Origin of the sequence: Nocardia anaemiae NBRC 100462, assembly GCF_001612725.1 — a bacterium.
Lineage (GTDB): Bacteria > Actinomycetota > Actinomycetes > Mycobacteriales > Mycobacteriaceae > Nocardia > Nocardia anaemiae.
In genome coordinates this window covers 150,483-173,710 of sequence record NZ_BDAZ01000001.1, presented here as the reverse complement: position 1 = coordinate 173,710, position 23,228 = coordinate 150,483, and the positions used below count along the sequence as shown (strand labels likewise).

The window sequence follows — 23,228 nt, the reverse complement described above, 5'->3', positions numbered from 1 at the left end:
GTACCCACCCACCCCGCGATCGGTGCGCAACACCGGCAACCGTGATGTCGTCCCGGCGTCGACATCAGTACCTCCGACCGCCCAGGTAGCGGCGCCGGAGAACGTGCGGGTTGGGCCGCCGATGGCGGTCGAGCGGCTGCGTGTACTGCGTGAATTCGCCGATCGCGGGACGATCGCTGCTGTCGCCGACGCTCTTTCGATGACTCCGTCCGCGGTATCGCAGCAGCTCAAGGTGCTTGCCAAGGAGGCGGGCGTACCGCTGCTGGAACCGGACGGCCGCCGAGTCCGGCTGACCGACGCGGGGCAGGCGCTTGTTGTGCGTGCCGATGAGGTGCTTGCCGCGATGGACCGGGCGGTGGCGGAGATGGCGCACTACCGCGGGTCCGCGCGGGGTCGCGTCCGGGTCGCGCTGTTCCCGTCCGGCGCGGCGCTGCTGCTGCCGCGGGTGCTGCTCGCGCTGGCCGACAGTGGTGTCGAGGTCGTCGCCCGTGACGAGGATCTGCCGCCGAGTGAAGTGCCGCGCCTGCTCGCCGACTATGACATCGTCCTCACCCACCGCGACGAGCGCTCGCCGGGTATCGCGGGCCCTCGCGTCAGCACCACCGTCATCATGCGTGAACCCACCGATGTCGTTGTCGCACCGACCCATCCGCTCGCGACTCGCACCGAGGTAACCCCGGCCGAGCTCGCCGAGGAAACCTGGCTCAGCGTGCGTGGCGGCTTCCCGGTCGACGACGTGCTGCGCTCCATCGCCACCATGACCGGCGTTCAACCCCGTATTGCCCAGCGCCTCAACGACTTCCGCGTCATCGAAACCCTCGTCGCCGCGAACTACGGCGTCGCCCTGATGCCCCGCTGGGCCGTGGCCCACCCGAACCTCGCCGTGCTACGCCTCTCCGGCGTCCGCGCCGCCCGCCTCTACGAACTCGCCACCCGCCCGCACGCCGCCACCCGCCCCGCCATAGCCACCGTCCTCCAAGCCTTCCGCACCGCCGCAGCCGAAGTCACCGCCGAATAGCCGCCCCTGGCCGGGCACTGCTCGCGGAGGACCTGCGCGGCGTGGGGTCCATGACGGACGGCGGGCATCAGCTCATCCTTCCGAGCCACCACACCACTGGTCCTCGCCGAAAGCGTCCCTTGCAGGCCTTCCACACCGGCGCACCTCGAGTCCTCGCCAACATCCACCGCACCAGGCCGCTGCCGCACACCCCTTCACTACCTCGCAAACCCCGCACCCTATGCGCCATGCTCACTACCTATGCGCCAGCCAAATCGTGGGGCACGACGGTGGACGACGATGGCGACTGCGGTACTCGCAGTGGAATCTGCTGGTGCACAACCAATCATCACCTCGCACAGGCTGCACCCTATGCGCGGCACTCACTACCTGTGCGTCGCGGAATTCTTGGACGCGGCGGGCTCCGACTCGCACAGGCTGGCCGCTACGCGCCTCCCTATGCGCCAGCCGAATCTCGGGCATGCTCGCCGATCACGGCGCTGGCGACTGTTGTCGCGTTCGCGCGGCTGATGCCGCGGCCAGAAACTGTTGGCGGACAACGTGTGGCACCGTCACAAAGCATGCGCCGCGCGCACTACCCAGCGGTGGAATCCGGTGGCGCGCACCGTGTGGTGCTGTCGCACAGGCTGCACCCGGTGCGAGGGTGTCGATTGCTGTGCGGCAGTTGAATTTCGGGGTACACGCGGCAGGTTTCGGGCTCGGATGTGGGCCCGACAACCTGCCGAGCAACTAGTGGTGCCGGGGTGGGCCTGGGCGGTACTGTTGGTTGCCGATGTAGCCGAAATCGTCGGCGACCATGGCGGCCAGTTCCAGGAGGGCACGTCGGGTCGGTTTGCTCACCAGTTCCAGGTCGATCTCCGCGCCCTCGGCGAGGTGGTCGTCGAAGGGCACCACCTGGACCGCGCGGGTGCGGTCGAGGAACAGTTTGCGTAGCTGGTCCAGGTCGACGGTGGAGGCGCCGCGGCGAGATGCGTTGACCACCACCACGGTTCGCTCGACCAACTTGCCGTAGCCGTGGTGGTCCAGCCAGTCCAGGGTGGCCGAGGCGCTGCGGGCGCCGTCGATCGCGGGTGAGGTCACCAGCACCAGCGAGCTGGCCATATCGAGCACACCGGCCATCGCCGAATGCATCAGACCGGTACCGCAGTCGGTGAGGATGATGTTGTAGAACGACTGCAGGATGCTGATGGCCTGGCGGTAGTCGGCCTCGCTGAAGGCTTCGGAAACCGCCGGATCCTGTTCGCTGGCAAGCACTTCCAGTCGACTCGGCGCCTGGGACGTATGCGCCCGGACATCGGAGTACCTGGTGATGTGCTGATCCTCGAGCAGATTGCGCACGGTGGAGCGGGTCTGCCGCGGCACGCGATGCGCCAGGGTGCCGAGGTCGGGATTGGCGTCGATCGCGATGACCCGGTCGCCACGCAGTGAGGAGAACGTCGATCCGAGCCCGACCGTGGTCGTGGTCTTGCCGACGCCGCCCTTGAGCGAGAGAATCGCGATCCGATAGTCGCCGCGCACCGGCTGATTCACCCGGTCGACGAGATCGCGGTAGACGATATCCGCCGCGGACTCACCCGGATTGATCATGCCGCCGGAGGCCTTGTGCACCGCCCGCCGCCAGCCACTGCGCGGCGCCTTGCGCGCTCGCTTGAGCAGGTTCAGGTCATTGACCGAATGTCCCGGCTGGCCTGGCTGCGGCACATGCTGCGGCTGGAACGGCTGCCGTGTATTCGGCGGGCCGCCTTGCCAACCCGGCGGCGGGCCCTGTTCGGCATACGGCACCATCCCGGTGCCCGGCCCTTGCTCGCCGTACGGCATCAGACCGGTGCCCGGTCCCTGCTCGGCGTACGGCAGCTGCCCGGCGTGCGGTTGCTGACCCACGGGCGGTTGCCCCATCGGATGCTGTTGTCCCATGGGCGGCTGCTGATACATCGGCGGCTGCTGCACCGGCGGTGGCGGCGCCCAGCTGTAGATCGGCGGTTCGGCCTGACTCTCCGCCGGGACCCGCCGAACCATCCCATCGGGCCCGATCTCCTGGCGGTACTCGCCATAGGTCGGCTCGGGCTGCACCGGATGGTTACCGCTCTGACCGGGACCCGGCTGATACTGCTGCGCGAATTGACCGGTGTTGTACGGCGTTCCGGGCGGCGCGAAAACCTCGGGCGGTCCGTACTGCTGTTGCGGCACCCCGGCCTGCGGGTAGCTGGTCTGTTCCGTTGGCCCGCTGGGGTATCCGGTGAACTCCGACTGTTCGGACCCATCGGACTCTTCGGTAACCTCGGCGGCCTCATGCTCGTCGGTTGCGGGCTCCGCATCGACGGGTACGGATTCGGCTGCTTCATCCGGCGCCGAGGAGTCGGTGGTGACCTCGGCCGTATCCACCGAATGACTCTGCAGCCAGGGCGGAGAAGTCGGGTTGTGGTCGTTAGTTGTCACAGTTCCCCCATCTGCTCGGGAATTCGAGCAGAGAGCTCGGCGCTTGAATGCGAATCAACGCTAGCACGGGGTACTCGGCCCCGCGCCGTGGTATACACAGCCGCCGCGTCGCGTGAACCCGCGCGACCAGCCGCAACTCGAAAACCCTGTCCAACAGCGAGTTCGAGAATCGGACGCCCGATGCGGCGACAAGTCGTCACCAACAGGCGTCCTCTTCTCACCGTACTCCGCGGTCTGAGCCGAGGTGCCGGATCGCTCGGACCGACCCGAACAACCTCAGCCCCAAAGGATCCGGTCCCGAACGAGCCCCCGTCCTGGACGAGTCCGGCCCTGAACACGCCCGGCCCCGCACCAGCGGCTCCGAATTCATCGAACGCCGACGGACTCGCCACCCGCTGATACCGCGGAGGCGAGTCCGACTTGTTCGCCCGCGAAACCGTGTCCCGCGAGCTGCCCAACCTGGGTCGCGATCGCCCACACCGACCGGCCCTCTCCGTATGGAGATACCTGAACTGCCGCCCGAACCTGCACTGAGACCACCCTTCCGATCGTCGATGGGTGGCCGATTTTCAACGAAGGCCAGTGGCCGGGTTCCGAAGAGCGCTGACACGAGCCCGGTCCCGAACGATCAGGTCCCGAATGAGCCCGGTCCCAAATGAATCCGGCCCTGAAGGAGCCAGACCCTGAACGAACCTGTCCCGAATGGAATCTGGCCCCGAACCAGCCCGGCCCCGAACGACCTCGGCCCAGGGATCTGTCCCAACCGCCCGCGCGTCAGTGCGCCCGGTTCACCGCCGACACCACCGCGCGCAGCGACGCGGTCGTAATGGACGTGGCGATGCCGACGCCCCACACCACCTTGTCGCCGATCGCGCACTCCACATACGCCGCGGCCTGGGCGTCGTCACCGGCGGACATCGCGTGCTCGGAGTAATCCAGCACCCGCACCTCGAATCCGACCGTCGCGATCGCGTCGACGAATGCGGCGAGCGGTCCGTTGCCCGCGCCGGTGATCTCCTGTTCGACACCCTCGACCTTCACCACCGCGGTGATCGAGTCCACGCCGCCGTCGGTCTCCGAGGCGGTCACCTTCTGACGCATCCGCTCCAGCGGCCGGATCGGGCTCAGGTATTCCTCGGCGAAGACATCCCACATCTCCTTGGGCGAAACCTCGCCGCCCTCACCGTCGGTGATCTTCTGGATCGCCTGGGAAAACTCGATCTGCAGTCGCCGCGGCAGTACCAGCCCGTGGTCGGTCTTCATGATGTAGGCGACGCCGCCCTTACCGGACTGCGAGTTGACCCGGATGACGGCCTCGTAGGTGCGGCCCACATCCTTGGGGTCGATCGGCAGGTACGGGACCTCCCAGACGATGTCGTCGACATCGGAGGCGGCGGCGTCGGCCGCGGTCTTCATCGCGTCCAGGCCCTTGTTGATCGCGTCCTGATGCGAGCCGGAGAACGCCGTGTAGACCAGATCGCCGCCGTAGGGGTGGCGCTCGTGCACCGGCAGCTGGTTGCAGTATTCGACGGTGCGGCGGATTTCGTCGATATCGGAGAAGTTGATCTGCGGATCCACGCCGCGGGAGAACAGGTTCATGCCCAGCGTCACCAGGCAGACATTGCCGGTGCGTTCACCGTTGCCGAACAGGCAGCCCTCGATGCGGTCCGCACCTGCCTGGTAGCCCAGTTCGGCGGCGGCCACCGCGGTGCCCCGGTCGTTGTGCGGATGCAGCGACAGCACGATCGAATCGCGGCGCGCCAGATTGCGGCTCATCCACTCGATCGAATCGGCGTACACATTCGGGGTCGCCATCTCGACGGTCGCGGGCAGGTTGATGATCATCGGCTTGTCGGGGGTGGGCGCGATGATCTCGGTGACCGCGTCGCACACCTCCTTGGCGTAGGACAGCTCGGTGCCGGTGTAGGACTCCGGGCTGTACTCGTAGCGCCAGTTGGTGTCCGGGTAGCGCTGCTCGACCTCCAGGCACAGCTTCGCGGCATCGGTCGCGATCTTCTTCACCGCCGCCTGGTCCGCGCGGAACACCACACGCCGCTGCAGGACCGAGGTCGAGTTGTAGAAGTGCACGATCACATTGGCCGCACCGGCGCACGCCTCAAAGGTGCGCTCGATCAGTTCGGCGCGACACTGGGTCAGCACCTGGATGGTGACGTCGTCGGGAATCGCCCCGTCCTCGATGATCTCGCGGACGAAGTCGAAATCGGTCTGGCTGGCCGACGGGAAGCCGACTTCGATCTCCTTGTACCCCATCCGCACCAGCAGGTCGAACATGCGGCGCTTGCGGGCCGGGCTCATCGGGTCGATCAGGGCCTGGTTGCCGTCGCGCAGGTCGACGGCGCACCAGCCGGGGGCACGGTCGATGATCTTGTCCGGCCAGCTGCGGTCGGGCAGTGTGATCGGCTCGACCTCCTCCGCGAACGGTCGGTAGCGGAAGGTTGGCATGGAGGAGTTCCTCTGCCGGTTCCAGGCGGGCTGGTCGGCGGGGGCGGGCTTGCTCGGAGCCGTGATGGTGCGCGAGCCGGATACGAAGGCGTCAGCGGGGGACATGCGGTTTCTCCAGGGTGTGGTGGATCCCAGTTATCGGGTCGACCGGCGCGGCAGAACCCCGCGACGGGAGGCCGGTCCGATCAGACCCCGTCGCGGCGGCCGAGAAGAAGTGCCCGCTGCATGATGTCGGCGAGTTTACCGTGCCAGGACGCGTCGCCGAAAGCCCGGTCCCCATCGTCCGGTCATCCGACCTAACGATTAGCGTTCCGACCGGCTGGAAGTAGGTTCACATGACTTGGCTTGAACAACTGGCGGTCTTCGGCGCGGGCATAGCGGCGGGCGGCATCAACACCATTGTGGGCTCGGGGACCCTGATCACCTTCCCGGTGCTGCTCGCCTTCGGAATTCCGCCGGTCACGGCGAATGTGTCGAACACCATCGGTCTGGTACCCGGCGGGGTCAGCGGGGCGTACGGATATCGGCGCGAACTCGAGGGGCAGCGGGCCAGACTGGTCCGGCTCGGCAGCGCGTCGCTGCTCGGCGGCACCACCGGCGCGATCCTGCTACTCGTCCTGCCCGCCGCGGCCTTCAAGGCGATCGTGCCGGTGCTGATCATCGCGGCGCTGATCCTGGTCGTGGTCCAGCCGCGGCTGGCGCGCTGGGTGAAGGAACGTCGGGCGGCCGACACCGGTCCGGCGCCCGAACACGGTGGCCTGATCCTGTACGTCGCGATATTTCTGTGTGGCATCTATGGCGGTTATTTCGGCGCGGCCCAGGGCGTGTTGTTGATCGGTTTGCTCGGGGTGTTCGTGCACGAGGACATCCAGCGGCTCAACGGGGTAAAGAATGTGCTCGGTCTGCTGGTGAACGCGGTCTCCGCGGTGGTGTTCACGGTGATCGCCGATGTCGACTGGCGGGTCGCCGCACTCATCGCGGTCGGTTCGATCATCGGCGGCGTACTCGGGGCGAAGATGGGCAGGCGGATGCCGCCCACCGCGTTGCGTGCGGTGATCGTCGTGGTCGGCAGCATCGCCGTCGTCCGACTGCTGATGACCTAGCCCGGCCGTACATATCGGAGCAATAGTCTGTGCGGCAGTCGTAGTGGATCATCGGAGATGGAGGAGGGAGCATGGCGCTCGAGATGCGAGCCGTGTGCGAGCGCTGCGAGGTGGCCCTCGCGCTCGACGGTCTCGCGCATATTTGCAGCTATGAGTGCACCTTCTGCGATCCGTGCACGGCGGCGATGAACGGCATCTGCCCGAACTGCGGCGGTGAGTTGACGCGGCGCCCGCGGCGAACTCGACCGGTGTAGTGCGCGTCTCGGGAGTGCGTCGGGCGGATCCCTTACCGAACGGCGCGGCACGATCAGGGGTGTGGCGCAGGGGGATTGGTCCCAAAGGAGGACGACGGCGGCCCGCTTCGCAACGCAGGATGATCGGTATGCGCGGGTGGCAGATCGTCGGGTTGGTTTTGGGGGCCGTATTGGTGTCGGCATCGGTCTCGTGCTCCCGGCCGAGCGAGGCGGTCTCGCAGGTCGCCGAACTGGTCGCGCAGGCCGATGCGGCGCCGACGCCGAAACTCGATTGGGGCCAGTGCCCCGAATCGGAGTTGAGCAAGTATCAGTGCGCGACGGCCGCGGTCCCGATCGACTACGCGCAGCCCAATGGTGCGACGCTGGCGCTGGCGGTCGTCAAACAGCCCGCCGCCGATCCGGACCGTCGCATCGGCACCCTGTTCACCGCGGTCGGCGGCCCCGGCGGTTCCGGCTTCAAATGGGCGAGTCACGGTGTGCTGTTCTCCGGTGAGGTGGCGCGTCGATTCGATGTGATCACCTTCGATCAGCGCGGTATCGGCCGCAGTGGTCAGGTGCGTTGTTTCGCGAATGCCGAAGAGCAGCACCGCTTCTGGTCCGGTTTCCTGCTTCCGCCGACGAATGCCGAACAGGAGGCCGTCGCCGCGCGCGAGGCCCGCGAACTGGCCGCCGGTTGCGCCGCGCACAGCCCGGCGTTGTTACCCCATCTGACCACCGTCGATGCCGCCCGCGATCTGGATCTGCTGCGTCGCGCGGTCGGCGAGACGACCATGACCTACACGGGCGGGTCCTACGCGAGCTATCTGGGCGAGGTGTACGGCGCGCTCTTCGGCGACCGGGTGCGCGCACTGCAACTCGGCTCGATGATCGACCCGGACGCCTACACCAACGATTCGCGCGGGCAGATCGCCGACTCCGCGGCGGGCACCGAGGAGGTGCTCGCGGAGTTCCTGCGGCTGTGTGCCGAAGCGGGACAACCGCATTGCGTCTTCGCGGGGCCGACCAAAGCCGATGCGGCCGCACTGCGCACCCGCAACGACGCCGTACTGGACCGGCTGCGTCAGGGGCCGATCGTGGTCGGTCAGGGCGCGCACACCCGCGCGGTGACCCTCACCGAGGTGCTGCCCGCGCATGCCACCATGCTCTACGACACGAAGGAGGGCTGGCCCGCGCTGGCCGAACTGCTCACCGAATTGGAACGCGGTCCGGCGGGCAATCCCGATGTCGTACAACAGATTCTGGACGCGGGCGGTTTCACCGAGGACTTCCTCGATGCCTTCATCGCGATCTCGTGTGCGGACAACAGCTTCGGCCACGAACCGGAGCAGTGGCCCGCGATGGCAGCCGAACTCGCTGGCGCCGCACCGCATTACGGTGCCATGTGGCTGTATCTGCGCCAGGCCTGCGGTGCTTGGGCGGCTGCCCAGGGTTATCCGCAGCGCATCACCGGTCCGTGGATTCTGCGCTCGGATAAACCCGCCCTGCTGTTCAACAACCGCTTCGATCCGGTCACCCCGCTGACGGCGGCCCGCCGGGCCCAGCAGGAGTTGGTCAATGCCAGGCTGGTTATCGTCGAGGGGGGTTACGGGCACATGGTGGTGAGCGACTGCGCGGCCCGTCTTCAGGAGCACTACCTCGTGGACCTGCAACTCCCAGCGCCCGGCGCTACCTGCAAGCCGGACAAAGCCCCGTTCACCGACTGAAACGCCAGTACCGGAAACCGCTCGACCAAGATCGTCGGTATTCCTCCGCCAGCACTGTTCAGGACTCCCGAATCCCGGTAGTCTGCGCTCGGCCATGCGTGATGAGGGAGGTGGCCAGGGTGCACAGACGTGCCTTCTTCAAGGCAGCCGGTGCGGCCGCGATGCTGGGTGTCGCGAGTACCGCACTGGGTAGGGCGACAGCCGATGCCGCAGACCCGATCTGGGACAACCTTTTCCGCATGTGGGTCCCGGAAATCTTTGCGCCACTTCCCGATCCGCCCGATCATTCGCCCGCGATCGTCATCGGCTCCGGCTTCGGCGCCTCGGTCGCCGCACTGCGCCTTGCCGAGGCCGGAATCGCCAATACCGTGCTGGAGCGGGGCTCGCGCTGGCCGAACGACCCATGGCGGGAAATCTTCACCGGCGATGATCTGCCCGACGGCCGCGGCTTCTGGCATCGCACCAACTTCACCGGCGTCACCAAGGTGCCGATGCATTTCGCGAGCTTCGGCGGGGTGCTCGATTGCACGCAGTACCCGGGCATCGACGTGTGGCGGGCGGCTGCGGTCGGTGGCGGCTCGGTCATCTTCTCCGGTGCGATGGTCGCGCCCGAGCGCCGCTTCTTCGACCACGTCTTCGGCGGCACAGTCGATTACGGCGAAATGGAGCGCGTCTATTACCCGCGCGTGCGGGAGATGTTGCGGCTCAGTCCTATTCCGGCCGACATCTACGCCGCTTCGCCGTTCGCGCATTCCCGAGCCTGGGATGAGCAGGTGCGCAGGGCGGGCTACGAGCCGGTCGCCAATGACTCGATCTTCAACTGGGATGTTGTGCGCGGTGAAATCGCTGGCACCACAAAGCCTTCCGCGACGGTGGCGCGCAGTAATCTCGGCAACTCCAACGGCGCGAAGTTCGACCTCAACCAGAACTATCTGCGCTACGCCCAGGACACCGGCAACTCCGCCGTCTATCCGGGGCACCGCGTCGACGCCATCGCGCAGGAGTCCGGCGGCCGCTATTCGGTGAGCGTGACAAAGCTTTCGCCGACCGGCGAGGTGATCTGCACCCGCACCCTGACCTGTGATCGCCTGTTCCTCGGCGCGGGTTCGATCGGTACCTCCGAGCTACTGGTGCGGGCCCAGGCGACCGGCGCACTGCCGAACCTCAACGAGCACATCGGCGATGGCTGGGGAACCAACGGTGATGTGGTGCTGGCTCGCGGTGCCAGCCAGTTGGCCGGTTTCGGTCAGGGCGTGCCGAGCGCGAGCCGGATCCTCGACGAATCCGCGGTGCCGCTCACGCTCGAAAATTGGTATATCCCAGGCATTCCGTTCGAGACCGGCGCGCTCGCCTCCCTGGGCATGGTGCTCGATCCGGCCCGTGCCCGCTTCGGCTACGACCGCGCCCGCAATGCGGTCGGGCTGTCCTGGTCGACCAAGAATCGTGACGATGTCGTGGCGGCCGCCCGCGCGGTCGATCACCGGATCGCCGAACGCTCCAATGCTCTGGTCGAATACGGCGCACTCGGCTACGACGCGAACGCGCTTTTCACCGCGCACCCACTCGGTGGTGCGGTGCTCGGTCGGGCCACCGACGGCAACGGTCGCGTGCACGGTCATCCCGGCCTGTACGTGATGGACGGTGCGGCCATCCCGGGCAGCACCGGCACGGTGAATCCGTCGCTCACGATCACCGCGCTGGCCGAGCGCAATATCGAGGCCATCATCCGCGCTGGGAAGTAGCCCGGCGCGGCGCGTATTACTGTCGGCGGGACCGTTCGGCGTCGAAGGGATCCTTACGTGGCAACACCGATCAGGCCGACCACGCCCGGCCTCGATGACGGGCCGAAGCTGGATTTTCCACGCAAGCCGCCCGCGCTGTGGTCGGACCTGGTGATGCTGGCGCTGGCGATCGTCTCGGTCGTGCTGGTCACCTGGGTCACCTTCTTCGACGTATCCGCGCACACCTATCGCGTGATCGTGGTGGTCGACTACTCGGTATGCGCGGTATTCGCCGTCGAGTTCCTCTGGCGCTGGCGCCGTGCGGGCTGGCCGTGGACGTTTCCGTTCGTCTATTGGTACGAAGTGCTCGGCATGATCCCGGTGACCAGCCCGTTCTTCCGCGGATTCCGATTGTTGCGGATCGTGGTGATCGCGGTGCGCGTCGGCCGGGTCGCCGATCGGGCGCTGGGCGACCGGGTGACCGCCGCGGTGCTGAACCGCTTCGTGACGACCATCGTCGAAGTCATCAAGCGCCCCATGACGATCGCGATCCTGGACGAGGTCGCGCAGGTACTGCGCGCGGGCCACTACACCCGCAATATCGCGGCGGCGCTGGAGGAGAACCGCGCCGAAATGGACGAGATGATCCTCGAACTCATCAAGAACGATCCGCAGGCCGGACGGGTCCGCTACATCCCGTTCCACGACGAGATCATCCGGCTCGTCGCCGACACCACATTCCGCATCGTCTTCCAGGTGCTGGCCGATCCCCGCACCGATGAACTGGTCTCGGACATGATCCGCGAGAACGTGGATCAGATCCGCGACGCCGTGCACGCCGGGGTGCGCGTCGAGCCGTCCCACGTCGGCCCGACACCGCACGAACACACCGTGCGCTACCACCTCAGCCGTGTGCCGCGTGCCTGATCTCATCGCGCGGCTGCGCGTAACGCACTGTCTCCCAGACGATCAGCAGCACGAGTACACCGCACAGCAGCCCCAGTGACGCCAGCGCGGGCAGTGCGCAGGCCGCCGGGATCAGCGCTAGCAGCAGTACGGCGGCCACCAGTCGCGGCACCGTGACGTTCCCGGTCGCGTACTGCTTGAACCCGACCAACGCGATCAGATACAGCACCACACCGCCGTACAGCGCGAACAGCGGTATGCCGGACAGCGAATCTTTCAGGCTGTGCGCCGATGCGTCGCCGACGTAGTAGAGCACCTTCTTCAGTCCGAGCGAGAGCCCGATGATCCCGGCGATCATCGGGAAATGCCAGAAGGTGTAGGAGTTTCGGGCGATCTTGATCTGCCGCTCGCCCTCGGCCCGCCGCAGCTCGTGCTCCACCGACAGCGCCGCCACATCGAAATACGCCCACCACAGCAGTCCCGAAACCGCGAGTCCGAGTAGCGAGCCGACCGCGATCGGCCACGAAATGGGCAGCCCGGCAACGCCGATGCCGATCGAGACGATCGATTCACCCAGCGCCACAATGGTGATCAGCGCGTAGCGTTCGGCGAAATGGCTGGCCGAGTTCAACCGCCAGTCCTCGCCCGCCAGCAGGGTCCAGCCCATATCGCCGACGATCGCGGCGATCCACAGCACGATCTGCGCCGTCCCCTCGGTCATCGCGGCGATGACGAGCAGGGTGGTCCCGATGGTGATGGAACCGAGACTCCAGCGCAGCACCTGGTTGCGCAGTTGCGAATCCTCGGCGCTGGCCAGCACGTACATGCCCAGATGCACCAGGCGCACAATCAGATACGCGATCGCGAAGACCAGCGGGCCGTACCAGCCGCCCTTCGCATCGTCGAAGGCCTCCGGAATGGTGAGCGCCGCGAGAAAACCACCGCCCATCGCGACGAACATGGCGACGCGTGCGATGCCCTCGTCCGCGCGCACCGTATTGCCCAGCCAGGAGTAGGCGATCCACAGCCACCACATGACGGCGAGTACCAGCACCGCGCGCAGCATGTTCTTGGCGCTGGTGTCGTGTGCGACCAGGCCGGTGACCATGGTGAACGCGAAGACGAGCACCAGGTCGAAGAACAATTCGAGCTGAGTTACCGACGCATCCTCTGCCGTTGGCAGCAGGCGTGCCCGTTTGGAACCGATCATGTTCACATCGTCGCATCCGTATGCGACATGTGGGTTCTACACGGCCTGATAGTTTTCGTTCTCGGTGAAGCCCTCGGCGAACTCGATGAAGTTCTGTACCACGGCCTCATTCGAGCGGCGCATGGTCCGTTTCACCAGCATGCCCGGAATGGGGATCGGGATGTAGAGCTCGACATGGTACCAGACCTCGGTGCCCTCCTCGCCTTCGGTGACCTCGAACCAGCCGCCACCCTTCACCCCCTCGGTACTGTCGGTGACCTCCCAGGAGGAGCGGGTCTCGGTCCATTCGTACTCCAGGACCTGCAGATCCGACCGGCCCATCAGTTCCGCTTTGACGAATACCCGGCGCGGGCGCAGCTCGTCGTCCCGGCTGGCGACCCGGGCGTCGCTGTAGGAGGTCGACCACTCCGGGAGCATCTCGACCGCGGCCAGCGCATCCATTACCTGCTCGGGATCGGCGTCGACGACGAAACGGATATCGGTCTTTGTACGCATTCCATACCTCCGCCCCCGCCCAACTACATCGGCAAATTGTGCCCAGCGACACATTCGCAAGTCAACTGAGCGGGCAGTGCCCGAAGCCACATCGGCCGCATATCTCGGGGGGATCACGGTCGATTATGTACGGCGAGAACAAGTTACGGTTCAGTATTTTCGAATGAACCGCGAAATCGGCGGATCCAGTGGACTTGCCGCCGGTGCTGTAAGTCGATCGTGCGCAAGGTATTCGCGTCTGGGCAGGAGGTAACGGGCCCGCGGCGAGCGGGCCCGCTCGGACCGGGGCTCAGTGCGGCGTCGGTTCGATGATCGCGTCCGGACCTGGGTAGACGAGCGATTCGTGCCCGTCATCGAATCGCACCACATACGGCGGTGCGCCCTGAGGCCCGCGGACTTCGACGATTTCGCCGTGGCGATCACTCTGTCCCACAACGTGGCCGTGCACGAGGAGCCGGTCTCCGACATTCGCCATCATCGCCCCATTATCGAATGGCAGTGACGCGTGTCACAAGGGTTCCCCGTACTGCGCGGCGTTTCGCTCGTCACCGACGAGTCGATCGACCGCGGCCGCGATCAGTTCCTGGCTCTGTGCCTCGCTGAAGATTCCCGGCAGCGTCAGCCGATCCACGATCAGCCAATTCAGCGCCAGATACAACAGCATCACCGATTTTTCGTCGCCGGGCAGCCCGGCTTCGAGATGGTTGCGCACATTGAAATCGAGATCCGCGCGCACCGCCTCGGTCATGACCGCGCGCAACTCCGGTCGCCGCGTCGCCTCCAGGCGCAGCTCGAGCATGGCCAGGTAGCCGGTCCGGAAGGCCTCGAGGCGACCGACTGTCTCGCGCATCAGCTCGGTGATATGCGCCCGCGTCTTCGGGCCGGTCGTGAGGTCGGCCATGGTCGCGGCGCTGGGCGTCAAGCGTTCGTAGAATCGCCCGCCCACTTGGGTCAGCAGGTCGTCGCGGTTGGCGAAATAGTTCGACGCCGTCCCCGCGGGCACCTGGGCCTCCTTGTCCACCGCGCGAAAGGTGAGCCCGCGCGCCCCCTCCTTCGCCAACACCTCGATCGCCGCATCGAGCAGGGCTTGCCGCCGCTCCGGATTCGTTCGCACTTGACACCACTCCATCTGTAGTACTACCTTGAAACCACTTCAAGCAGAGTACAACGGATCAGGCGGTATTGATATGCGAAAACTCGTTTACTACGTGGCCGTATCGCTCGACGGCTATATCGCGGGTCCGGCAGGGGAGTACGACTTCTATCCGCTCGACGCCGAGATGACGGAGTGGATCACGGCGCGGTACCCGGACCTCGTACCGACTCACGTGCGGCCCCACGTCGGGATGGCGGTGGACGAGCCGAGTAAGCGGTTCGACACCGTGCTGATGGGCCGCGGGAGCTATGAGCCCGGCCTGTCCGAAGGGGTCACAAGTCCGTTTGCGCATTTGCGGCAGTACGTCATATCGAGCACCCTCGGCCCGGTCGAGGATCCGCAGGTCGAGGTGGTCGCGAGCGATCCGGTCGGGCTGGTGCGACGGCTGAAGGCCGAACCGGGCGGCGATATCTGGCTGTGTGGCGGCGGCCAGCTGGCCGGGGCGCTGCTCGACGAACTCGACGAGATGATCGTCAAGAGCTACCCGGTCGTCGCGGGCGGTGGCATATCCGCCTTCACGGGTGCGTTCAACCCCACCCTGTTCGCACCGACCCAGCGCCGGGAGTTCGGCAACGGCGCGCAGGTCACCTGGTTCTCCCGGGCCTGACCATCCGGCTTCACGAAAGAGACAGTCATATGCGAAAACTCATTTACTTTGTCGGCATGTCCCTCGACGGCTACATCGCGGGGCCCGGCGACGACATCAGCTTCTATCCAGTCGGGAACGACATGTTGGACTGGATCAAGGCCGATTATCCGGAGACGCTGCCGACTCATGTGCGCCCGCATCTCGGGCTCGCGGTGGACGCGCCGAATCAGCAGTTCGACACCTTGATGATGGGTCGAGGAACCTATGCTCCGGCCCAGGCCATCGGCGTGACCAGCCCGTACGCGCATATGCGCCAGTACATCGTCTCGAGTTCCCTCGGCCGCATCGATGACCCGACTGTCGAACTGGTCGACGGCGATCCGGTCGGCCTGGTGCGCCGTCTGAAGCGGGAGGATGGCATGGATATCTGGCTGGCCGGTGGCGGCAAGCTCGCCGCGCACCTGCTCGGCGAGATCGATGAGCTCGTCATCAAGAGCTATCCGGTGGTAGCAGCGACCGGAACCCCAGCCTTCGCAGGCGAATTCACCCCCACCCTATTCACCCCGACAAAACGCACCGAATTCCACAACGGCACCCAGGTCACCTGGCTGACCAGGAAATTGGACGGATGATCACCATGTGTTGCTCGAGTGGTCTCTCGGGCGATGCCACCAAGGATGCTCGTGATCGTCTGTCCAGCTGTGCTGGGGCCTAGCCGGGGAGGAAGGAGAGGCGGAGTTGGCGGTCTGGGTTGTCGATGTTGAGGTCGACCAGGGCGATTGATTGCCAGGTGCCCAAGGTGAGTGCGCCGCCGATGATCGGGACGGTGGCGTAGGGCGGGATCAGTGCGGGCATTACGTGGGAGCGGCCGTGCCCGCGTGAGCCGTGCGCATGTCGCCAGCGATCGTCGGCGGGCAGTAGGTCGCGCAATGCGGCGAGCAGGTCGTCATCGCTGCGTGCGCCGAGCTCCATGATCGCGATCCCGGCCGTGGCATGCGGGACGAAGATGTGCAGCAATCCGTCCGCGCCCGCCTCGCGCGCGAATGACGCGCACTGCGGGGTGATGTCGTACACGACTTCGGACCGTCCCGTGGTCACCTCGATCACCGTGCTTTTCATGGACTACATCGTCCTCCTCGTGCCCAGTCGGTGTCCGCCGCCCGTTCGGCACCGAGGTTTCGTGCAGTCGGTTGAAGGCGAACTACCGCGTAACTCGTTCGGTGCTCGAGCTGTTTTGCGGACCGAGCGCGGGCTCGGACGGCGTCGGTGGCGAGTCGGCGTCCGAGTTAGTTGACGCATCAACGTGTGCTGTGTGATGCGGTCTGCTCACGGCCTCTCCGATGACAAGGATCGTCGAAGTCAGGCAGCGATTTCGGCCGAGATCGAGTCGCGAACGGCCCCTTCGGTACTCGTGGGCCGAGGAGGTAGGAACAAATCCGCTGGACCGCGGCCGGTACGCTGGGGTGCTGTTAGCAGCTGATTGTCGATCTTGGAGGACCCTGTCGTGGCTCTCGTTGTTCAGAAGTACGGAGGATCCTCGGTGGCAACCGCCGAGCGTATCCGGCGCGTCGCTGAACGGATCGTCGAGACGAAGAAGCAGGGCCACGACGTGGTGGTCGTCTGCTCGGCCATGGGCGATACCACCGATGAGCTACTCGATCTGGCGCAGCAGGTGGCGCCGGCGCCACCGGCTCGGGAAATGGACATGCTGCTCACCTCGGGTGAGCGCATCTCCAATGCGCTGGTCGCCATGGCCATCCATTCGCTCGGCGCCGAGGCTCGCTCGTTCACCGGCTCGCAGGCGGGTGTGATCACCACCGGATCGCACGGTAACGCCAAGATCATCGACGTCACCCCGGGCCGGGTGCGCGCCGCGCTGGACGAGGGTCTGGTCGTGCTGGTCGCCGGTTTCCAGGGCGTCAGCCAGGACAGCCGCGACGTCACCACGCTCGGTCGGGGCGGCTCCGACACCACCGCGGTCGCGCTGGCCGCGGCGCTGCATGCCGACGTCTGCGAGATCTACACCGATGTGGACGGCGTCTTCACCGCCGACCCGCGGATCGTGCCCGATGCGCAGCAGCTCGAGCAGGTCTCCTATGAGGAGATGCTCGAGCTCGCGGCCTGCGGCGCGAAGGTACTCATGCTGCGCTGTGTGGAATACGCGCGCCGCTACAACGTTCCGGTGCATGTGCGCTCGTCCTACACCGACAAGCCCGGCACCTACGTCTATGGATCGATGGAGGACATCCCCTTGGAGCAAGCAATCCTCACGGGCGTCGCGCACGACCGCAGCGAGGCCAAGGTGACCGTGGTCGGCCTACCGGACGAACCTGGCTACGCCGCCAAGGTGTTCCGCGCGATCGCCGACGCCGAGATCAATATCGATATGGTCCTGCAGAACATCTCCAAGATCGAAACCGGCAAGACCGATATCACCTTCACCCTGCCCAAGACCGAGGGCGCGCGTGCGGTGGAGATGCTGACCAAGCGTCAGGACGAGATCGGCTTCTCGCAGGTGCTCTACGACGACCACATCGGCAAGGTCTCCCTCGTCGGCGCGGGTATGAAGAGCCATCCCGGCGTCACCGCCACCTTCTGTGAGGCGCTGGCGAACGCGGGCGTGAATATCGACCTCATCTCCACCTCCGAGATCCGGATCTCGGTGCTGGTCAAGGACACCGAACTGGACGAGGCCGTGCAGGTGCTGCACAAGGCCTTCGATCTGGGCGGCGACGAGGTCGCCGTCGTCCACGCGGGAACAGGACGATAACCAATGGGTGTACGGGTAGGAGTCGTCGGCGCGACCGGACAGGTCGGCGCCGTCATGCGAAAACTGCTGGAGGAGCGTAACTTCCCGGCCGATGAGGTGCGTTTCTTCGCCTCGGCCCGCTCGGCGGGTAAGACCCTGCCGTGGCGCGGCGGCGAGATCGTGGTCGAGGACACCGAGACCGCCGATCCCACCGGCCTGGATATCGCGCTGTTCTCCGCTGGCGCCACCATGTCGCGTGTGCAGGCCCCGCGTTTCGCGGCGGCCGGTGTCACCGTGATCGATAACTCGTCGGCCTGGCGTAAGGATCCCGAGGTTCCGCTGGTCGTCAGCGAGGTGAATCCGGAGCAGACCCGCAATCTGGTCAAGGGCATCATCGCCAACCCGAACTGCACGACCATGGCCGCGATGCCGGTGCTCAAGCCGCTGCACGAGGTCGCGGGTCTGCAGCGGCTGGTCATCTCGAGCTACCAGGCGGTCTCCGGCAGCGGCCTTGCCGGTGTCGAGGAGCTGGCCTCGCAGGTGCGCGCCGTTGTCGACGACGCCGAGAAGCTGGTGCACGACGGCAGTGCGGTGCAGTTCCCGGCCCCGAACAAGTACGTCGCGCCGATCGCCTTCGACGTGATCCCGCTCGCCGGTTCGCTGGTGGACGATGGCTCCTTCGAAACCGACGAGGACCAGAAGCTGCGCAACGAGAGTCGCAAGATCCTCGGCCTGCCCGAGCTGCTGGTCAGCGGCACGTGCGTGCGCGTCCCGGTCTTCACCGGCCACTCGCTGTCGGTGAATGCCGAATTCGCCGAACCGATTTCGGTCGAGCGCGCCAAGGAAATCCTCGCCAAGGCCCCCGGCGTCCAACTCACCGACGTGCCGACGCCTTTGGCCGCCGCGGGCAAGGACGACTCCCTCGTCGGCCGCATCCGCCAGGATCCGGGTGTTCCGGATGGCCGCGGCCTCGCGCTGTTCATTTCGGGCGACAATCTCCGAAAAGGTGCCGCTCTCAACACCATTCAGATCGCCGAAGTCCTGTTGGCTCAGCGCTGACTGAACTGGCCGTTCCGATCGCGAGATCTGAACGGCCCGTTGGCTTTCCGGTCATCGAATATCGAATGTCACCGACGAGCTGAGTAGTTCGGTCAGCGACAGCCCGAATGTGCGCCGGAAGGTTTCGCTCAGGTGTGACGGCGAGGCGAATCCGGCATCGGCGGCGCAGCGGGTGAGGTCGTGCCCTGCGGCCAGACTCGCGAAAACCATTCGCAGCCGCGCCCATTGGCGGTAGCGGCGAAATGTGGTGCCGGTGTGTGCGGCGAAGGTTCGTAGGAAGTGGGTTTCCGACATTCCAGCGGCCTCGGCCGCGTGCTCGGCGCGCAGATGCGCGGTCGGGTCTTCTCGAATGTCGCGCACGATGGCATCGATGCGCGGGTCGATGGCCGGTTGCGGAACCGATATCAGACGCTCCAGCTCGGCGACACCGGCGCGGGCGGCGGTGATGAGGACGGCTTCGGCGCTCGGATCGACAGCCGCGGACTCGACGTTGCTACCCGATCCGGTGATGACTCCGGCGATCATCGCGCTGCCGGGTTCGGCGAACAGTAACGCGATCCGGCCATCCGAGACAATGCGGGCTGGTACCCGAGCCGGTATGAACACACTGCGAGTGATGATCGGCTCATCCGCCGCCGTCTCCACGGCGAACGGTCCGTCCAGGCTCAGGCCCAGATATGCGATCGACGTGGCATGCATCCCGACGCCCAGTTCCGGACCGAGATATCCGGTATGCCCGGGCCGCGTCCACACGACCGGCGCACCGCAGGTTTGTGAAAGCGCGGTACCGGTCATGTTCGTCAGGCTAATCGGTGCCCGGCGCGATCAGCCGGTGCGAGCCGCGACGACAGGAAGATGAACGGATATGACAACCGACGGAGTTGCCGCGAAGCCGAGCTGGCAGACCAGAGCCATCACCGCACTGCTGGCATCGCGCGGTCAGAAGCAGATGCTCGGCAGCGCGGAAGGGGTTCATGCGGCGCTGGAAAAGCGCGACCGTCGCGTCAAAGAGGTACGGCCACCGGCATTTCTGCGCAAGGCGGCGAGCGTCACCCGGGATGATCTCGACGGTTGGCCGGTATTCCGGATCACGCCGAACACCGGACCCACCGACGTCAGCGTGGTTTTCCTGCACGGCGGCGGCTTTTTCGCCGAGATCGTGCGCCCGCACTGGAGTTTCGTCCGCGAACTCGCCGCCGCCATTCCGGCGGAGGTCGTGGTCCTGATCTATCCGCTGATCCCGCATAGCGGCGCCGCGGATATGGTGGCCACCACCGCCGCGATAGTCACCCGCACGATCGAGCAGCGCGGGTCCGGGAAGACCGTGGTCATGGGCAATTCGGCAGGCGGTCTGCTGGCGCTGGCGGCAGCGCATGCCGTGCGCGATCAGGGTGGGCCGCAACCGTCGCGGGTCGTGCTGATCTCCGGGTGGTTCGATGCCACCCTGTCCGATCCGGCACTGCCCGCGCTCGAACAGGTCGATCCACTGCATCAGCGGCCCGGCATGGCCGAGATCGCGCGGATCTACGCCGACGGCCTCGACCTGCGCGACCCGCGTGTCAGCCCAGTGTTCGGCCCCCTCGAGGGGCTGCCGCCCTTGACCATCTTCTGCGGCACCCACGAAATGGTCCTGGCCGACGCCAGAGCGCTGACCACCCGCGCCGAAGCCGCTGGCATACCGGTCGACTACCACGAGGGCCCGGGGCTTCCGCACAACTACGCGTTGATGCCCAGCCCGGAAGGTCGCGCGGCTCGCAAGATCATCGTCGTGGCTTGCCGCACTGCACGCCACGATTTGTCCACAGTCCGCGGTGATCGGGAAGGTGCGAGCCGATAGAGGTCTGCCTGCTCGCCTCGACAATGAATGGGACCGGAGTCGAGGCGAGCGGGCTTGTCCCACAGTAGGTTTGGATCAGGGACCGGATAGCGACGCTGACGGATGCGGCTGGCGACAACCCGAGCCCGGTGTGGCGACGGAATGCCGTCTCGTATCTGGCTTCGATCAACCGACGGATTCGGTGTCGTTCCTTCGGTTGGTGTGGTCGTGGTCGGTCGAAACGCCCAGTGTTCTGAATGAACGTATTCAAATTTCGAACACGGCGTGATAGCTGAGCGGGCAGCTCGAGGCTGTGCCGGGCGGGGTCAGTGCGGGCGAAGCCCGTCGAACACGATCGCGAAGGTGCGGCGGCGTTGCGCCGCGGTGGTGTTGGCGGTGTTGGCGGCCAGGAAGGTGCCCTTTACGACGCGCATGAGGTCGTCGATATCGATGTCGCTTCGTACGTCCCCGGATTGTTGTGCGCGGGTCAGTAATTCGGCGATGGCGGCGTTCAGGTCGTGGGCGGGTTTGCGGTATTCGGGGGCGTCGGCGCCCACGGCTTCGGCTAGGTCGCGTTTAACCGTGCCCTCGGCGACCATGCGGTCGAGGAAGTCGAAGAAGGCCTTGCCAGCGTCGGGAGCGGTGGCGAGTTCGCGGGCGTAGCTGATCATGCGCTCGACGCGGTCCACGATCGCGGCTTCGAAAAGGGCTTCCTTGGTGGGGAAGTGGCGGTAGACGGTGCCCGCGCCGACGCCTGCGCGGCGGGCGATTTCGTCGAGTGGGACCGAAATGCCCTGGGCGGCGAAGGCCTCTTGGGCGGCGGCGAGTACTCGATCGCGATTGCGGCGCGCGTCTGCGCGCAGCGGGCGTGGTTCCTCGCGATCGCTGGGGCTCGGCTCCGCGGCGACCGCTGTGTCGGTGGTTCCGTCGCTGCGCTCGGTCACCAGGCCGAGTTTACTGCAGGCATTGACAAGCGGGGCGGTCGTTCCGGATGATAAGCGGGGTCAACGTTCCGCTTAATTGAAGCAGGTGTACTCATGGTGGAGACTTCGATGGAAACCCCTCGTGAGCTGGTTGAACGCATGTTCCACGGGCTGCCCGCTCGCGATGCCGACGCGTTCGTCGAGCTGCTCGCCCCGGATGCGGTATTCGAGATTCCCTTCGTCATCCCTGGGATGCCGACCCGGCTGGTCGGGCGCGAGGAGATCCGGGCGTATCTCGCGCAGCGCTGGTCCGGGATGTCCGGTATCGAGGTGCACAGGATCTATCCACAGGTGTACGAAACAGCCGATCCCGAAGTGGTTTTCGTGGAGAACGAGGTGGATATGACGGTGCCCGGCGCCGCCCGGGCGCGAGTTCGCACCTCCGTCAATGTCATTCGGGTTCGCGATGGCAAGGTCACGCTGTTCCGCGACTACATGGATACGGCGCGCTTCGCCCGGCTTGTGGATAACTGATTGGGAAGGCCCGGGCGGTGCGAAATTCCGTCGCTCCGCCCGCGTGCCGACTGTTAGCCTGCGCCGATGGTGAATCCTTATCCACAGGTGTACTTCGGGGACCGGCTCATCGACGCGGAAAAGGCCTCCGTCGCCGTCGCATCATCGGCGGTGCTGTATGGCCTCAGTGTGTACACAGTGTTCCCGGTGCATGTGGATGGATCGGCACGTACCGCATTTCGGCTCGACGACCATTTCCGGCGGCTCGAAGAATCCTGCAAGATCATCGGCATCGACCGGTTCGCCGCCGAATGGGACTTCGCCCGATTCCGCACGGCGATCGTCGACCTGATCGCGGCCAATGCGCCGACCGAGGATGTATTCGTCCGCGCGACAGTGCATGTCGTCGAATCGATTCCGGGCACCAGGGTCCGTGGCTGCGCCATCCAGGTCAGCATCTTCGTCTACGACGCGGTGCCGATCGTGCCCCAAGACGGCATGCGGGTGAAATCCAGTCCCTGGCGGCGCATTCCGGACAATGCGATTCCATCGCGCGCGAAAGTCAATGGTGCGTACGTCAATTCGGTACTCGCCAAGCAGGATGCCATCGACAGCGGATATGACGACTGCGTCTTCCTCGACGGCAACGGCCACGTCTGCGAACTCAGCGCCGCCAATATCTTCCTCGTCCGCAACGGCGCCCTGATCACCCCGGATGTCTCCTGCGACATCCTCGACGGCATCAACCGCCGCACCATCCTCACCCTCGCCGCCGAAGACGGCATCCCGACCGTCGAACGCACCATCGACCTCACCGAGCTCTACATAGCCGACGAGGTCTTCGTCACCGGCACCTCCTCCGGCACCTCCCCGGTCACCGAAGTCGACGGCCGCCTCATCTCCAACGGCCACCCCGGCCCCCTAACCCAAACCCTCCGCAAACGCCACACCGCAGCCCTCCACACCCCCACCCCCCACAACTGGCTCACCCTCCTCTGACGCGCTCCCGCAGAGGCTTTCACTACTTCGCACAGGGTCTAGGGTGTGCGAGGTAGTCACTCGCTATGCGGCGTGCTAGAACCTTTGCGGCAGAGCGCGCTCGCGCACAGGCTTT

Annotated in this window: 22 protein-coding genes; 13 read left to right on the top strand and 9 right to left on the bottom strand. The window is 66.0% G+C overall.

The window, feature by feature from the left end; translation table 11 throughout:
• The first annotated feature begins 121 nt into the window (after positions 1–121).
• Positions 122–1,018, top strand: a complete 897-nt coding sequence (locus tag NA5_RS00770; RefSeq protein WP_062981246.1) for a LysR family transcriptional regulator — start codon at positions 122–124, stop codon at positions 1,016–1,018.
• A 729-nt stretch (positions 1,019–1,747) separates the two neighbouring features.
• Here NA5_RS00770 and NA5_RS00765 read toward each other — a convergent pair.
• Together NA5_RS00765 and leuA are read right to left on the bottom strand one after the other, a co-directional pair.
• Entirely contained in the window at positions 1,748–3,400 is a 1,653-nt protein-coding gene (locus tag NA5_RS00765; protein ID WP_084483780.1) for a MinD/ParA family ATP-binding protein, read from the bottom strand.
• A gap of 828 nt (positions 3,401–4,228) precedes the next feature.
• The gene (gene leuA / locus NA5_RS00760) at positions 4,229–6,022 is read right to left on the bottom strand and encodes a 2-isopropylmalate synthase (protein WP_062980748.1); all 1,794 of its coding nucleotides are present in this window, start codon (positions 6,020–6,022) and stop codon (positions 4,229–4,231) included.
• Between the two features lie 230 nt (positions 6,023–6,252).
• Here leuA and NA5_RS00755 point away from each other — a divergent pair, with 230 nt between their 5' ends.
• The 5 genes from NA5_RS00755 (at position 6,253) to NA5_RS00735 (ending at position 11,625) form a co-directional block, all read left to right on the top strand.
• Positions 6,253–7,020, top strand: a complete 768-nt coding sequence (locus NA5_RS00755) for a sulfite exporter TauE/SafE family protein (RefSeq protein ID WP_062980746.1) — start codon at positions 6,253–6,255, stop codon at positions 7,018–7,020.
• A 71-nt stretch (positions 7,021–7,091) separates the two neighbouring features.
• On the top strand, positions 7,092–7,274 hold the full coding sequence (locus tag NA5_RS00750; protein WP_062980744.1) for a DUF1272 domain-containing protein: 183 nt from the start codon (positions 7,092–7,094) through the stop codon (positions 7,272–7,274).
• 128 nt (positions 7,275–7,402) lie between these two features.
• A complete protein-coding gene (locus NA5_RS00745; protein WP_062981244.1) occupies positions 7,403–8,977 on the top strand; it encodes an alpha/beta hydrolase in 1,575 nt (524 codons plus the stop codon).
• A 119-nt stretch (positions 8,978–9,096) separates the two neighbouring features.
• Complete coding sequence (locus NA5_RS00740; RefSeq protein WP_062981242.1) at positions 9,097–10,719, top strand: GMC oxidoreductase; 1,623 nt, start codon at positions 9,097–9,099, stop codon at positions 10,717–10,719.
• 57 nt (positions 10,720–10,776) lie between these two features.
• Positions 10,777–11,625 carry an ion transporter gene (locus NA5_RS00735; RefSeq protein WP_245672018.1) on the top strand — a complete coding sequence of 283 codons (849 nt, stop codon included), beginning with the start codon at positions 10,777–10,779 and terminating at the stop codon, positions 11,623–11,625.
• Here the strand turns inward: NA5_RS00735 and NA5_RS00730 are convergent.
• The 4 genes from NA5_RS00730 to NA5_RS00715 all read right to left on the bottom strand — a co-directional run bounded on the left by NA5_RS00730 (position 11,603) and on the right by NA5_RS00715 (position 14,438).
• On the bottom strand, positions 11,603–12,814 hold the full coding sequence (locus NA5_RS00730) for a low temperature requirement protein A (protein WP_062981238.1): 1,212 nt from the start codon (positions 12,812–12,814) through the stop codon (positions 11,603–11,605). The two genes, NA5_RS00735 and NA5_RS00730, sit on opposite strands and share 23 nt — an antisense overlap.
• Before the next feature lie 36 nt (positions 12,815–12,850).
• Positions 12,851–13,309, bottom strand: coding sequence for an SRPBCC family protein (locus NA5_RS00725; protein ID WP_062980742.1), 459 nt, complete (start codon positions 13,307–13,309; stop codon positions 12,851–12,853).
• A 289-nt stretch (positions 13,310–13,598) separates the two neighbouring features.
• The gene (locus NA5_RS00720; protein ID WP_040686020.1) at positions 13,599–13,787 is read right to left on the bottom strand and encodes a DUF1918 domain-containing protein; all 189 of its coding nucleotides are present in this window, start codon (positions 13,785–13,787) and stop codon (positions 13,599–13,601) included.
• 30 nt (positions 13,788–13,817) lie between these two features.
• Positions 13,818–14,438, bottom strand: a complete 621-nt coding sequence (locus NA5_RS00715; RefSeq protein WP_062980740.1) for a TetR/AcrR family transcriptional regulator — start codon at positions 14,436–14,438, stop codon at positions 13,818–13,820.
• Between the two features lie 58 nt (positions 14,439–14,496).
• Between NA5_RS00715 and NA5_RS00710 the strand changes: the two genes are divergently transcribed.
• Positions 14,497–15,072, top strand: coding sequence for a dihydrofolate reductase family protein (locus tag NA5_RS00710; protein ID WP_062980739.1), 576 nt, complete (start codon positions 14,497–14,499; stop codon positions 15,070–15,072).
• A gap of 29 nt (positions 15,073–15,101) precedes the next feature.
• On the top strand, positions 15,102–15,686 hold the full coding sequence (locus NA5_RS00705) for a dihydrofolate reductase family protein (RefSeq protein ID WP_062980737.1): 585 nt from the start codon (positions 15,102–15,104) through the stop codon (positions 15,684–15,686).
• Positions 15,687–15,765: 79 nt separating this feature from the next.
• Here NA5_RS00705 and NA5_RS00700 read toward each other — a convergent pair whose 3' ends face one another.
• Entirely contained in the window at positions 15,766–16,173 is a 408-nt protein-coding gene (locus NA5_RS00700; RefSeq protein ID WP_062980735.1) for a secondary thiamine-phosphate synthase enzyme YjbQ, read from the bottom strand.
• A gap of 385 nt (positions 16,174–16,558) precedes the next feature.
• Between NA5_RS00700 and NA5_RS00695 the strand changes: the two genes are divergently transcribed.
• Positions 16,559–17,824, top strand: coding sequence for an aspartate kinase (locus tag NA5_RS00695; protein ID WP_062980733.1), 1,266 nt, complete (start codon positions 16,559–16,561; stop codon positions 17,822–17,824).
• A 3-nt stretch (positions 17,825–17,827) separates the two neighbouring features.
• Positions 17,828–18,862, top strand: coding sequence for an aspartate-semialdehyde dehydrogenase (locus tag NA5_RS00690; protein ID WP_062980731.1), 1,035 nt, complete (start codon positions 17,828–17,830; stop codon positions 18,860–18,862).
• Between the two features lie 51 nt (positions 18,863–18,913).
• Here NA5_RS00690 and NA5_RS00685 read toward each other — a convergent pair whose 3' ends face one another.
• Positions 18,914–19,657, bottom strand: coding sequence for a helix-turn-helix domain-containing protein (locus NA5_RS00685; protein ID WP_062980729.1), 744 nt, complete (start codon positions 19,655–19,657; stop codon positions 18,914–18,916).
• Between the two features lie 70 nt (positions 19,658–19,727).
• Here NA5_RS00685 and NA5_RS00680 point away from each other — a divergent pair, with 70 nt between their 5' ends.
• A complete protein-coding gene (locus NA5_RS00680) occupies positions 19,728–20,699 on the top strand; it encodes an alpha/beta fold hydrolase (protein WP_062980727.1) in 972 nt (323 codons plus the stop codon).
• Between the two features lie 305 nt (positions 20,700–21,004).
• Here the strand turns inward: NA5_RS00680 and NA5_RS00675 are convergent, their stop codons facing one another.
• A complete protein-coding gene (locus tag NA5_RS00675; protein WP_084483779.1) occupies positions 21,005–21,622 on the bottom strand; it encodes a TetR/AcrR family transcriptional regulator in 618 nt (205 codons plus the stop codon).
• A gap of 108 nt (positions 21,623–21,730) precedes the next feature.
• On the opposite strand from NA5_RS00675, the gene NA5_RS00670 reads away from it, so the two are divergent.
• Together NA5_RS00670 and NA5_RS00665 are read left to right on the top strand one after the other, a co-directional pair.
• Positions 21,731–22,135 (top strand): nuclear transport factor 2 family protein, encoded by a 405-nt coding sequence (locus tag NA5_RS00670; RefSeq protein ID WP_218020027.1) that lies wholly within the window; start codon positions 21,731–21,733, stop codon positions 22,133–22,135.
• 66 nt (positions 22,136–22,201) lie between these two features.
• A complete protein-coding gene (locus NA5_RS00665) occupies positions 22,202–23,113 on the top strand; it encodes an aminotransferase class IV (RefSeq protein ID WP_062980723.1) in 912 nt (303 codons plus the stop codon).
• The last annotated feature ends 115 nt before the right edge of the window (positions 23,114–23,228 follow it).

Excerpts from the sequence above, each read along its gene's own strand:
- NA5_RS00770 (WP_062981246.1), top strand. The coding sequence starts at position 122 with ATGGCGGTCGAGCGGCTGCGTGTACTGCGTGAATTCGCCGATCGCGGG.
- leuA (WP_062980748.1), bottom strand. The coding sequence starts at position 6,022 with ATGTCCCCCGCTGACGCCTTCGTATCCGGCTCGCGCACCATCACGGCT.
- NA5_RS00755 (WP_062980746.1), top strand. The coding sequence starts at position 6,253 with ATGACTTGGCTTGAACAACTGGCGGTCTTCGGCGCGGGCATAGCGGCG.
- NA5_RS00750 (WP_062980744.1), top strand. The coding sequence starts at position 7,092 with ATGGCGCTCGAGATGCGAGCCGTGTGCGAGCGCTGCGAGGTGGCCCTC.
- NA5_RS00745 (WP_062981244.1), top strand. The coding sequence starts at position 7,403 with ATGCGCGGGTGGCAGATCGTCGGGTTGGTTTTGGGGGCCGTATTGGTG.
- NA5_RS00730 (WP_062981238.1), bottom strand. The coding sequence starts at position 12,814 with ATGATCGGTTCCAAACGGGCACGCCTGCTGCCAACGGCAGAGGATGCG.
- NA5_RS00725 (WP_062980742.1), bottom strand. The coding sequence starts at position 13,309 with ATGCGTACAAAGACCGATATCCGTTTCGTCGTCGACGCCGATCCCGAG.
- NA5_RS00720 (WP_040686020.1), bottom strand. The coding sequence starts at position 13,787 with ATGATGGCGAATGTCGGAGACCGGCTCCTCGTGCACGGCCACGTTGTG.
- NA5_RS00715 (WP_062980740.1), bottom strand. The coding sequence starts at position 14,438 with ATGGAGTGGTGTCAAGTGCGAACGAATCCGGAGCGGCGGCAAGCCCTG.
- NA5_RS00710 (WP_062980739.1), top strand. The coding sequence starts at position 14,497 with ATGCGAAAACTCGTTTACTACGTGGCCGTATCGCTCGACGGCTATATC.
- NA5_RS00705 (WP_062980737.1), top strand. The coding sequence starts at position 15,102 with ATGCGAAAACTCATTTACTTTGTCGGCATGTCCCTCGACGGCTACATC.
- NA5_RS00700 (WP_062980735.1), bottom strand. The coding sequence starts at position 16,173 with ATGAAAAGCACGGTGATCGAGGTGACCACGGGACGGTCCGAAGTCGTG.
- NA5_RS00690 (WP_062980731.1), top strand. The coding sequence starts at position 17,828 with ATGGGTGTACGGGTAGGAGTCGTCGGCGCGACCGGACAGGTCGGCGCC.
- NA5_RS00685 (WP_062980729.1), bottom strand. The coding sequence starts at position 19,657 with ATGACCGGTACCGCGCTTTCACAAACCTGCGGTGCGCCGGTCGTGTGG.
- NA5_RS00680 (WP_062980727.1), top strand. The coding sequence starts at position 19,728 with ATGACAACCGACGGAGTTGCCGCGAAGCCGAGCTGGCAGACCAGAGCC.
- NA5_RS00670 (WP_218020027.1), top strand. The coding sequence starts at position 21,731 with ATGGAAACCCCTCGTGAGCTGGTTGAACGCATGTTCCACGGGCTGCCC.
- NA5_RS00665 (WP_062980723.1), top strand. The coding sequence starts at position 22,202 with ATGGTGAATCCTTATCCACAGGTGTACTTCGGGGACCGGCTCATCGAC.